The 12015-nt window shown below is 44.7% G+C and carries 8 protein-coding genes; 7 read left to right on the top strand and 1 reads right to left on the bottom strand.

Annotated elements, in window-relative coordinates; translation table 11 throughout:
• The first annotated feature begins 75 nt into the window (after positions 1-75).
• Together NYE42_RS19575 and NYE42_RS19570 are read left to right on the top strand one after the other, a co-directional pair.
• Positions 76-1476, top strand: coding sequence for a glycoside hydrolase family 43 protein (locus tag NYE42_RS19575; protein WP_352426667.1), 1401 nt, complete (start codon positions 76-78; stop codon positions 1474-1476).
• 178 nt (positions 1477-1654) lie between these two features.
• Entirely contained in the window at positions 1655-2044 is a 390-nt protein-coding gene (locus tag NYE42_RS19570; RefSeq protein ID WP_007407807.1) for a (deoxy)nucleoside triphosphate pyrophosphohydrolase, read from the top strand.
• Here NYE42_RS19570 and NYE42_RS19565 read toward each other — a convergent pair.
• On the bottom strand, positions 2033-5164 hold the full coding sequence (locus tag NYE42_RS19565) for a DUF3427 domain-containing protein (RefSeq protein WP_352426666.1): 3132 nt from the start codon (positions 5162-5164) through the stop codon (positions 2033-2035). The genes NYE42_RS19570 and NYE42_RS19565 overlap by 12 nt on opposite strands.
• Before the next feature lie 671 nt (positions 5165-5835).
• Between NYE42_RS19565 and NYE42_RS19560 the strand changes: the two genes are divergently transcribed.
• The 5 genes from NYE42_RS19560 (at position 5836) to NYE42_RS19540 (ending at position 11880) form a co-directional block, all read left to right on the top strand.
• On the top strand, positions 5836-7671 hold the full coding sequence (locus NYE42_RS19560; RefSeq protein WP_251257768.1) for a beta-glucoside-specific PTS transporter subunit IIABC: 1836 nt from the start codon (positions 5836-5838) through the stop codon (positions 7669-7671).
• Positions 7672-7689: 18 nt separating this feature from the next.
• Positions 7690-9087, top strand: coding sequence for a 6-phospho-beta-glucosidase (locus tag NYE42_RS19555; protein ID WP_352426665.1), 1398 nt, complete (start codon positions 7690-7692; stop codon positions 9085-9087).
• 81 nt (positions 9088-9168) lie between these two features.
• A complete protein-coding gene (locus NYE42_RS19550; RefSeq protein WP_007407802.1) occupies positions 9169-9615 on the top strand; it encodes a universal stress protein in 447 nt (148 codons plus the stop codon).
• Positions 9616-9762: 147 nt separating this feature from the next.
• Positions 9763-10674 carry a DMT family transporter gene (locus tag NYE42_RS19545; RefSeq protein WP_352426664.1) on the top strand — a complete coding sequence of 304 codons (912 nt, stop codon included), beginning with the start codon at positions 9763-9765 and terminating at the stop codon, positions 10672-10674.
• 141 nt (positions 10675-10815) lie between these two features.
• Complete coding sequence (locus tag NYE42_RS19540; RefSeq protein ID WP_242750478.1) at positions 10816-11880, top strand: pectate lyase; 1065 nt, start codon at positions 10816-10818, stop codon at positions 11878-11880.
• Positions 11881-12015: the final 135 nt, after the last annotated feature.

The following is a 12015-nucleotide window of genomic DNA, read 5'->3' as shown; positions in this document are numbered from 1 at the left end:
GCCATCCGCATCATAAAATGGATCGTTGTCTTGAAAGCGTTTTAAGAAAAGAAGAGAGCGAGGAGATTTCAGAAAATGAAAACCAGTTTCTTTCGTGTGTGCCTGGTCTCAGCAGCGGTCATCGGGTTCACTCTGCCGCAGGCAAAAGCCCAGCATCCGGTTTTTTCAGAGGTCAGCGTGCATGATCCGTCCGTCATCAAAACAGGCGATAGTGTATTCGGCTCGCATTTGGCTTCCGCCAAGTCGAAAAACCTGATGCAGTGGCAGCAGATGTCTTCAAGCGTCAATTCCAATAATCCCCTGATCCCGAACGTCTACACCGAATTAAAAGAGACATTCGACTGGGCCCAGTCTGATACGTTGTGGGCGCCGGATGTCGCCCAGCTGGCTGACGGGAAATATTACATGTACTATAACGCCTGTAAAGGAGACTCGCCGCGATCCGCTCTCGGTGTCGCCGTGAGTGACAAAATCGAAGGACCCTACAAGAACAAAGGCATCTTTTTGAAATCGGGCATGGAAGGAAAAAGCGAAGACGGCACGACGTATCATGCAAACGTTCACCCGAACGTTGTAGATCCGCAAACGTTTTTTGACCATAAAGGCAAGCTCTGGATGGTGTACGGCTCTTACTCCGGGGGGATTTTTATACTGGAAATGAATCCGAAAACCGGTTTCCCGCTCCCGAACCAAGGCTACGGAAAAAAACTGCTCGGCGGAAATCACAGCAGAATCGAAGGCCCGTACATCAGCTACAATCCGGAAACGAAATATTACTATCTGTATCTGTCATTCGGCGGACTTGACGCAGCCGGCGGTTATCATATGCGTGTGGCGCGTTCCAAAAATCCGGACGGTCCGTACTATGACGCCGCAGGCCATAACATGCTTGATGCCAAAGGAAAAGACGGCAGTTTCTTCGACGACAAAGCAATTGAACCGTACGGGGTCAAACTCATGGGCGGCTACAGCTTCGCCTCACAATCTGAAAAAGGCACGGGCTACGTATCGCCGGGACACAACTCCGTATTTTACGACGGGAAAACGAAACGATCATACCTCATTTTCCACACCCGTTTCCCGAACAGAGGCGAAGAGCACGAAGTCAGAGTACATCGGCTGTACATGAACAAAGACGGATGGCCCGTTGCAGCGCCATACCGCTACGCGGGAGAACCGGATACACAGATATCGGCATCCGCCGCATCCGGAGCCTACAAACTCATCCAGCACGGAAAAGACATCACAGCTACGATCAAAACCCCAAAAAACATCCGGCTTAACAACGACGGCACCATTTCCGGGGAAATGACCGGAACCTGGACAATAACGGACAGCAGCAAAGCCCGAATCAGCCTGAACGGCACAAATTATGACGGCGTCTTCCTGAAAGAATGGGACTCGGCGAGAGAGAAAGAAGTTGTGACGTTTAGTGTGCTGAGCGGTGATGGGGAGGCTGTTTGGGGAGTGAAGTAAAATAGCACCTACTCCATTTTGGAGGGTGCTTTTTTCTTGCTAATTAGGAGAATGACCTTCTATTGCTTTTAATAAACCATTTGAATTATGATGGATTCACCTCTATCGTTTACAGTGAACAGTATAAAATTGAAAAATTTGAATACATACCTAAGAAAAAACGAAAGGAAGTTTAATTTTGAAAAAAACAATAAAAGTAGCCGCCGCAGTCATACAAAATGAAAACAATGAAATTCTATGTGCTCTACGTTCTCCAACAATGTCTCTTCCTAATCTGTGGGAGTTTCCTGGTGGAAAGCTTGAAGAAGGGGAGAATGCTCGGGAAGCACTTGTAAGAGAAATTGAAGAGGAACTTGATTGTAAAATTGTTGCGGGCGATGTGATAGCTGATATTCATCATGAATATGAGAAGGTCATCGTCAATTTAATTTCAATAAAAGCGAAGATTGTATCAGGGAAGCCGGTAGCAAAAGAGCATGCGGAATTCAGATGGGTGCCTATTCGTGAGCTAGAATCACTAGAGTGGGCACCCGCTGATCTTCCGACCGTATCTGCCTTAATTCGTTAAATCCACATACAAGTTTTCTGGGACAGGCTGATGGAGCTTCCATTTGACATTCATTGGCTTGTCTCCGTGGCTTGATACGTAATCCGCTTCTCCTACATAAATAAATGGTAAAGTGATGTTGTGCATTTCAGTGAATTTCCTCACAAATAAATGAATATGGTATCCTTTTTCCTTATGGTGAATAAAGTTTTGCCCTACGCTTGATGTATGTGAGGTTTGGTTTTGACTTTGCCAGTGAAAATGGCTAGGATCAATAAAATAATCTTTATATAGCAAATGATCTTCTACTTTTTCTGACTTATTCAAATTGATAAAGATTAAATAGTGATTTTTAACTCTACGTACACCCTCTCGCCAAGTCCCTTCCTGATCAGTTGACTGAAAAAGATAAATGAGTTCATTTCTTGTATAGGTTTGATACATTGTAAGCTTAATCTCTTTTGAAGCAAGGGCTTCTATATTGTTCATACGTCTAAATTCAATCAGTCCATAGTGGACGCGCTCCTTAATATACGGTCCGAATAATGGATCGTTTAATATCTCGCTCACTTCTGGATCTAACTTGAATGTATCACCTTGTAATGTACCAAAGCGCCAATTCTGTTTTTGATCTGATTTCGTTAAACGCTCCATTGCTCGCTGAATGAGGTCATCATGTGTATCTGTTGTGATTTGAATATGAAACTGTTTTTCTAACGATTCTTTTACATCTTCTATTGTGATGATATTTTTGTGAAAACCGCTCTGTAAAATTAACCATTCATAAGGCCATTTAATAGGTAATTGCTGTTCTAATTTTGCTACTATCCCTACAACCAAGGGGTTATTGAGAATTGCTTCATCTGTAACATTCAAATCGTCCATTTTCTTTTTGGTCTGTACCCACGATTTGTATTTCTTTATAAAAAAGGTAAGCCCAGGTGCCTGTTCAGAGTATAGAAAATCAATTAATTCTGGAGAGCGTCCTAGCTCTTGTTTAAATTGCTTGTATAACGTTTTCAGCATGGCATCTGAATTTAGTTTAATATGATCGATCTTATTTAAAATTTCTTTCTTCGTTACGGCTGAAAGGTCAACATAAGATCCTCCAGGTAAATCTGAAAACTCATGCGTCACGGCCACTCGGAGGGAATCTTTATCAAACGATTTTTGGCTTGTTTGTCCAGATAGTGCGAGTGGAATAACAAATGACTTTTGATAGTTTCCGATAAAATCCAGTATCGTTACAAACTCTTTGTCGTCTGTTTTTCTAAGCCCCCGTCCTAATTGCTGAATGAAAATCGTTGGTGATTCTGTTGGTCTAAGGAACAATAGTAGATTGAGTTTTGGAATATCTATTCCTTCGTTGAAAATATCTACTGTAAATATAAGTTCTAAACTGTGGTGCGGGTCCTCCAAATGACGAATGACCTCTTGTCTTTTTGCAGGAGAATCATTTCCTGTTAAGTAAGTTGTATAAAATCCCAATTTATTAAATTCATCACTCATGTATATTGCGTGTTCGACGTTTGTACAGAAACCTAAGCCAACCATTTTCTCGCCGTGGAATCCATACATGTTGATCATCTTAATGATATATTCTACTCGTTTATGAGTTTTTAAATGATCTACTAGCGATTTCTCTTCGTACAGTCCATTTTTCACTTTTACTTTTTCGTAATCTACAGTATGATCTGAAATTCCAAAATAGTGAAATGGTGCAAGTAGCTCTGCCTTTAGAGCATCGCGGAGTCTAATTTCATAAACAACATTATGATCACAAATCTGAAGCACATCTTTACCGTCAAGACGCTCTGGTGTTGCAGTTAAACCTAATAAAAACTTTGGTGTAAAGTAGTTTAATACAGCTTGATAGGTAGATGCTTCTGCATGATGGAATTCATCAATCACAATGTAGTCAAATTCATCTGTTGAAAAGGATTCCAATGTTTCTTTTTTATGTAGCGTTTGTACAGTGCTAAATAAAAAACGCTTATCTCTTTCTTTTTTCGTTCCAGTCAATAAACCAAAATCTTCATGATTATTGGTGACTTTCTGGAATGTTTCGATTGCTTTTGTAAGTAACTCTTCCCGGTGGGCAAGAAAAAGATATTTATTTGGTTTAAATTGCTCAAAATCAAATGCTGCTAAAAATGTTTTTCCGGTTCCAGTGGCGGCGATGATGACTGCTTTTGTCTCCCCTTCGTTTCTTGTTTTTTTAAGGTTTCGTAACGCTTCCTTTTGCATGGCATTCGGGGACATTTTCGTTTTGTAAAGAGAGTTTTGAGCAGCAAAGGAAGCACTTCCCTTTTGGCTTCCTGCTTGGAATTCCTCATAGGCTTGTAAAAATTGTTCGTCAACAGGCTGTGTCTTTTCATTCCAAACAGTGTCAAACAAATCTTTTGTTTGTTGATAAACGGGGAGATATCTGGTTTCAGGTAGTCTAACATTTAACTCATACCCGGTCGTAAGTGCAGCTTGTGATAGATTTGAAGATCCTACAATGACACTATGCTGTCCAGAACAGCGTTCAAATAAGTATGCTTTCGTATGGAAAGATTTTTTATATTCATTTACAATTTTCAACTCAACATTTTCAAATTGAAGAAGATGTCTTAACGCCTTCGGTTCTGTAATACCCATATAGGTAGATGTAATGATGCGTACAGGGACATGTCTTTTAGCAAGCTCCTGAAGCGGAGGGATCAAAAGCTGAACACCAGACCACCTTGTAAAACTAACCATAAAGTCTACCCGATCCGCCGTTAACATCTCGTGTTTTAATGCTTTGAAAAAGTTATCATGAGTTTGATGATTTCCTAGCAGTTTCAGACGATGTAGAGAAAATTCCTCTGAAATAGGAAGTTCCATTTCGTTTAAACTATAAAGCACTGTGGAAAGTGGTAATGAAAAATTCGTATGTTGTCCAAGCTGAGAGGCAACTTTCTGGCTCAGCTGAATCGCTTGTTCATATTGATCTTGATCCACAAGTGTTTGAAATGTCTCGCTCAGTTGTTTTGCCGTATGTAAAGTCAAAACCTCTGCATATTCTTTAGGGCTAACCGGTTGAATGCGATGTGATGTTGGATAAAGTTTTTGTTGTTGCTGAATTTCCTCATGGAAGCCTCTATGATTTCTCATCATAATCTCCTTTTTTATATCAATAATTCCATTTTATCACTACTCTTACCAATAGGTAATACTAAAAAAGAAGAGAATAAAGTCCTATTTATTAAGCGTTTAAAAAATAACGCTGAGGTAGTTTGGTGGAGTATGGAGTATTCTTACATTGTAAATGGGGTTACTGTTGAGGTAATGGGCTTGAATTGACTGCATGTTCTAGTATTTGCTCTTATCAACTGGAAGCAGGTACTACTTTAACCGTTGTGGACAAACTAGAGAAGTGTGCAATTAAAGTAGAGAAGAGGAATTAGGGCGCAATTTAACTTAAAGCTACTTTATCAGAGGTACTTAGCATGAGGGTTCTTTTAGTTAATATAGTAGATGGGAACAATATTTTAATGCCTTTATATATTTGACTAGTACATTTTTAAAAATGTAAGCGTTGACACCCAATAAATCCAGTGCTAAAGTATACATATCAACCCAATATCATTCACCCAGGATTGTTACTGCAAACCGCAGGCAAAACCTAAATTGCGTCAGACAGGGGGAGACCCCCGTGTTCTGTGCAGTTTGGGTTTTTTTTATACCCTTTTTTCGGAGGTGATGCTGATTTCATAACAAAAAAAGCCGGAGAAAGGCGGGCACCTTTCGTCCGGCGGTTCCCCCATTTTTAAGGAGGTATACTCATGGACTATCATAAAATATCAAAAGAGATTTTACAACTTGTCGGCGGGGAGGAGAATGTTCAGAGTGTCATTCATTGCATGACGCGGCTTCGTTTTAATCTGTATGACAATGCGAAAGCAGATCGGAGCGGGCTGGAACAGACGGAAGGCGTGATGGGGACAAATATCAGTGGCGGGCAATTTCAGATCATTATCGGCAATCATGTGCCGAAGGTGTATCAGGCTTTAATGGAGAACAGCGGGCTCAACGATGAAAGCGCAAACAAAACTTCGAAGCAGAAGAAAAATGTGCTGAGCGCCATGTTTGACGTGATTTCCGGTGTGTTTACACCGATTCTGCCGGCCATTGCCGGAGCCGGCATGATAAAAGGGCTTGTCGCGCTAGCGGTGACATTCGGCTGGATGTCGGAGAAGAGCCAGACTCACAGCATTCTCACGGCTGTCGGTGACGGTGCGTTTTATTTTCTGCCGCTTTTGCTTGCGGTAAGCGCGGCAAGAAAATTCAGATGTAATCCGTACGTGGCGGCCGCTGTGGCGGGTGCGATTCTGCATCCGGATTTAACGGCCCTGCTTGGGGCAGGGAAAAGCATCTCCTTTATCGGTCTTCCTGTAACCGCTGCCACGTATTCATCGACAGTTATCCCGATTTTGCTGGCGATATGGCTGATGTCCTATGTAGAGAAAGGAATTGACCGAATCACGCCTTCATCTTTGAAATTGATTGCCGTTCCGATGCTTACGCTTGTGATCGTCGTGCCTGTCACCCTGATCACAGTCGGCCCTCTCGGCGCGATTCTTGGGAATTACCTGTCTGTCGGCGTCAATGATTTGTTCAATCATGCGGGCATTGCCGCGATGATTCTGCTTGCCGGCACATTTTCGCTCATCATTATGACGGGGATGCATTATGCGCTTGTGCCGATCATGATCAATAACATTGCCCAAAACGGACACGATTACATTCTGCCTGCGATGTTTTTGGCGAATATGGGGCAGGCCGGGGCGTCATTTGCGGTTTTCTTAAAATCAAAAAACAAAATCTTCAAATCGCTGGCGTTTACGACGGGCATTACGGCATTGATGGGCATTACCGAACCCGCGATGTACGGCGTTAACATGAGATTGAAAAAACCGTTCGCGGCAGCATTAATCGGCGGCGCGGCAGGCGGAGCTTTTTACGGTGTAACGGGCGTCGCTTCCTACATTGTCGGCGGAAACGCCGGTCTGCCGAGCATTCCGGTCTTTATCGGGCCGACGTTTCTATACGCGCTGATCGGGCTTTTTATCTCATTTGCGGCGGGTATGGCGGCGGCACTGCTGATCGGGTTTGAGGATGTGCAGTCCGAACGGGACAAAGCGCCTGAAGCGCCGGGGGTGACGGCAGGCGGAGAAATCATTCACAGCCCGATTAAAGGCGAAGTGAAAGCATTAAGCGAAGTGAACGACAGCGTCTTTTCCGGTGGAATGATGGGAAAAGGTTTTGCGATTCTGCCTGAAGAGGGTGCAGCGGTTTCTCCCGTAGAAGGGAGGGTGACAGCCGTATTTAAAACAAAGCACGCCATCGGCATTACGAGCACCCGGGGAGCCGAGGTTCTCATTCATATCGGGCTTGATACCGTCCGGCTGGATGGCAGGCATTTTGAGATGCACGTCAAAGAAGGCGATGCCGTCGCACCGGGAGATCTGCTGATTACTTTTGATATCGACGAGATAAAGGCTGCCGGTTTTGACGTGATCACGCCGGTCATCATTACGAATACGGATCAATATTCATTTACAGACGTGAAAAAAAGCGGAATGGTCAAACCGAACGAAGCGCTTCTGGCGTTATCCTGAAAAAGAGGTGGAGAAAACATGAAGAGATTTCCGGAAGGTTTTTTATGGGGCGGCGCAACGGCTGCCAATCAGATTGAAGGAGCTTATAAAGAAGGAGGCAAAGGACTTTCTACGGCGGATGTCTCCCCGGACGGCATTATGTCTCCGTTTCATGAGACAGACGATGCGCTGAATCTGTATCACGACGCGATTGATTTTTATCACCGCTATCAAGAGGATATCGCCCTGTTTGCGGAGATGGGCTTTAAAGCGTTCCGCACCTCCATTGCGTGGACGAGAATCTTTCCGAACGGCGATGAAACAGAGCCGAATGAAGAAGGGCTGCAATTTTACGACCGTTTGTTTGACGAATTGAGAAAACATCAGATCGAACCGGTCGTCACGATTTCTCACTATGAGATGCCGCTCGGTCTTGTGAAAAACTACGGCGGATGGAGAAACCGCCGGACGGTCGATTTCTATGAGCGGTACGCCCGCACGGTTTTCACCCGTTATAAAGACAAGGTGAAATATTGGATGACCTTCAATGAGATCAACGTTGTTCTTCACGCTCCGTTTACTGGCGGCGGCCTTATATTCCGGGAAGGCGAAAATAAACAAAATACGATGTACCAAGCGGCCCACCATCAATTTGTGGCGAGCGCGCTGGCGGTAAAAGCCGGCCATGAGATCATCCCGGATTCACAGATCGGTTGCATGATCGCCGCGACGACGACGTATCCGATGACGCCAAAGCCGGAGGATGTATATGCGGCTTTGCAAAAAGAGCGGAGCACGCTGTTCTTTTCTGATATACAGGCGAGGGGCAGCTATCCGGGCTATATGAAACGCTTCTTTAAAGAAAACGGAATTACGATCGAGATGAAGGAAGGAGACGAGGCGCTCCTGAAAGAACATACAGTGGATTACATCGGCTTCAGCTACTACATGTCGATGACGGCCAGCACGGCGCCTGAGGATCTGGCGCAATCTAAGGGAAATCTTCTCGGCGGCGTGAAAAACCCGTACCTGAAATCTTCCGAATGGGGCTGGCAGATTGATCCGAAGGGCTTGCGCATCACCTTAAACACGCTGTACGACCGTTATCAGAAACCGCTCTTCATCGTCGAAAACGGACTCGGCGCGGTTGATCAGCCGGAGGAGGACGGAACCATTCAGGATGACTACCGCATCAATTATCTGCGTGATCATTTAATAGAGGCAAGAGAGGCGATTGAAGACGGCGTCGACCTGATCGGCTACACATCGTGGGGGCCGATTGACCTCGTCAGCGCCTCAACGGCAGAAATGAAAAAACGCTACGGCTATATCTATGTCGACCGCGGCAATGACGGAAAAGGCACGTTTGAAAGAAAGAAAAAGAAAAGTTTTTATTGGTATAAAGACGTCATCGCCACAAACGGAGAAAGTCTGTAAGCGCAATGTTCCGGAGAAAGCCGGCAAAATTGACATTCAGCAAAGAGAGGAGGACAATAAAAGCAGAAAGGCGGGATTCATATGTTTAAAAAAATTCTTGCAGCAGTAGACGGTTCAGACATGAGCAATAAAGCCCTGGACGCAGCCATCCATCTGGCGAAAGAACAGCAGGCTGAACTCACCATTCTCTATGCGGGACGTGAAGCCGTTGTCTCCACATCAGCCTTAACAGGGATTGTCTATGTTCCGGAAAACTTCATTGAAGACATCAAACATGAAGTCGAGCAAAAAGGAGCGGCCATTCTGGAAGATGCCAAGCAGAAAGCGGCAGAAAGCGGAGTAAATGCGGAAAGCCTGTACGTCCAAGGCGAACCTGCGCATCAAATTTTAAACATAGCGAAAGAACAGCATTTCAATCTGATTGTCGTCGGAAGCCGCGGAATCAGCGGATTTAAAGAAATGATGCTCGGAAGCGTGAGCCATAAGGTCTCACAATTGTCTCCTTGTCCTGTACTGATCGTTCATTAAACAGAAGACCCTGCTGATGCGGGGTTTTTTTCATGAGAAAAGACCGCCGGCTTTCGAAAAATAGGGTGATTTCTTCCTCTGAATCAAGTAAAATGGCTGTTAGTATTTGTCTGAATAAACAGTCAATGATATGGGGGAAGCAAATCAATGCAAGCTGAACAAACATCAAATGCCGTCATCAAAATGGTCATTTCCATGGTCATTTTCGGATCAATCGGCTTTTTCTCAGAACATACGAATGTGCCTTCAATTGAACTGGTCTTTGTGAGATGTCTGTGCGCCTCATTGTTTCTGGGCGTTTGCTGGTTTGGTTCCGGACGGTACCGCACCGAACAATGGAACCGGCGGGAGGTGCTGCAGACACTGGCCTGCGGATTTTTTCTCGTGCTGAACTGGGTGTTTTTATTTAAATCGTTTGAGGAGACATCAGTGACGATAGCGATTTCCGTTTATCATCTGGCTCCGGTTCTCGTCCTTCTTCTGGGGAGCCTTATATACCGGGAGAAACTGCATATGGTGTCCGTCACTTCCATCGTAATTTGTTTTCTGGGCACCGCCCTGATTTCCGGCATCAACGGAAGTACATCATTTTCTCAGCTGATGGGATCGGGTATTATTTGGGCCGTGCTGGCCGCTCTTTTTTATGCTTTTACGACACTGGCCGGGAAAGGCATCAACAGCCTCAGCCCATACGCCGTCACCTGTTTGCAGACCGGATTGGGCGTTATCATTCTTCTTCCGTTCGTCCGTTTCGGCGCTTTTTCTGATTTGTCGCATGTGAACTGGATCATGATTGTGTCGACCGGTATCATCCATACGGGAATTGTGTATTTGCTCTTTTTTGACAGCTTGCGGTTTTTATCCACCCGGTTTATTTCAATCATCGTATTTCTTGATCCGGCGGTGGCGATTGTGCTCGACACCGTATTTACGGGATTTCGCCCCGACCTTTATCAATCTTTGGGGATAGTGTTGATTTTTGCGGGAATGGCGCTGTCCCTGATTCGAAAGCAAAAAGCCGTGCCTTCGGAAGCTCAGGCAGACAGCACCCGTATATAGGCGGCCGTATCGGCTGCTTTTTTTGTTTTGGGGCTTTTCAGCCATAACGAAAAAGCAGACAAACAGATCATGGAAAAAGAGGATAGTAATTGTATAATACTTCTTGTGTTTACAATTTAAGAAATTAAAGGAGTGAAGGGCATGATAAAAAAGACGCGTCATCTCGCTTTCTTGGCTGCATTCGGATTTGCGCTTTGTCTGGCCATCGTATGTTCCGCATCAAAGCAGGCAGAAGCGGCAGCGGCTTATCCGGATGTGATGCAGGGACTTACCGGATTCGCGGGCAATGCGAAGGATCATAACGGTAAAGCAAAATCCGCCGTATCGGGAGGCCAGGGCGGCCCCGTCGTCTACGTCAGCAATCTCAATGATTTGAAAAACAATGCGGGCGGAACGGATCGCAAAACCATCGTCATCACAAGTGATATTTCTTCCCCGGGTAAAGCCGTCGTGACAGTCGGCGCCAATAAAACTATCGTCGGCTCTTATACCAGCCACAGGCTGACCAACATCTATCTGACCACCGGCTCCGGCTCAAACAATGTGATTTTCAAAAATCTCATTATCAGCCATAGTGCCGCCATTACAGGCAACAACGACATTCCGATGTACATAGCGAACGGACAGAATTACTGGATTGACCACGTGTGGTTTGAAGGACACAGCTACAATCCGAACAGCCACAGTGATTTGGGAAAGCTTCTGTATGTCGGCGCCAAAGCGGATTTTGTGACGCTGTCTAACTCTAAATTCACAGACCATCTGTACGGCCTGATTCTCGGTTATCCGAATGATGATAACGAAGGACGCAATTATATCGGCTATCCGCATATGACGATCACCAACAACTATTTTAATAACGTCTATGTGCGTTCACCGGGCCTGATGAGATACGGCTATTTTCACGCGAAAAACAACTATGTGACCAATTTCAATTTAGGATTCACCATTCATACAAACGCGACTGTTTTCTCAGAAGCCAACTACTTCGGTAACGGAAATGAAAAAGGCGGAATGATAGACGACTACGGGACGGCCCAATTCACCGACACCGGTTCATTCCCGTCGCTCAAAGCCCCGAAATCACCGCGCACCGGCTGGAATCCGAGATCAAATTACAGCTACGGCGCCCTTTCAGCCCAGGACGCCAAAAACTTCGCCCAATCTTACGCGGGAGCGCAAAATACAAATCTCCGCTATCCATAATACGAAAAACCGCCGGCAGCCGGCGGTTTTTTTATATGAATAAAAGGTTCAAAATACCTATAATCCTTAAAATAACCTTAAATACCTAGGAAAATATTGATAAACAATTTCAATAATATTACTATTGTTAAGCCT

This window comes from Bacillus sp. FSL K6-2865 (genome assembly GCF_040311405.1).
Taxonomy (GTDB): domain Bacteria; phylum Bacillota; class Bacilli; order Bacillales; family Bacillaceae; genus Bacillus; species Bacillus velezensis.
Note: the sequence above shows the minus strand (reverse complement) of the source record. Positions and strands in the feature narration are given on the sequence as shown.

Coding starts and splice junctions, on each gene's coding strand:
- NYE42_RS19575 (WP_352426667.1), top strand. CDS start 76: ATGAAAACCAGTTTCTTTCGTGTGTGCCTGGTCTCAGCAGCGGTCATC.
- NYE42_RS19565 (WP_352426666.1), bottom strand. CDS start 5,164: ATGAGAAATCATAGAGGCTTCCATGAGGAAATTCAGCAACAACAAAAA.
- NYE42_RS19560 (WP_251257768.1), top strand. CDS start 5,836: ATGGACTATCATAAAATATCAAAAGAGATTTTACAACTTGTCGGCGGG.
- NYE42_RS19555 (WP_352426665.1), top strand. CDS start 7,690: ATGAAGAGATTTCCGGAAGGTTTTTTATGGGGCGGCGCAACGGCTGCC.
- NYE42_RS19550 (WP_007407802.1), top strand. CDS start 9,169: ATGTTTAAAAAAATTCTTGCAGCAGTAGACGGTTCAGACATGAGCAAT.
- NYE42_RS19545 (WP_352426664.1), top strand. CDS start 9,763: ATGCAAGCTGAACAAACATCAAATGCCGTCATCAAAATGGTCATTTCC.
- NYE42_RS19540 (WP_242750478.1), top strand. CDS start 10,816: ATGATAAAAAAGACGCGTCATCTCGCTTTCTTGGCTGCATTCGGATTT.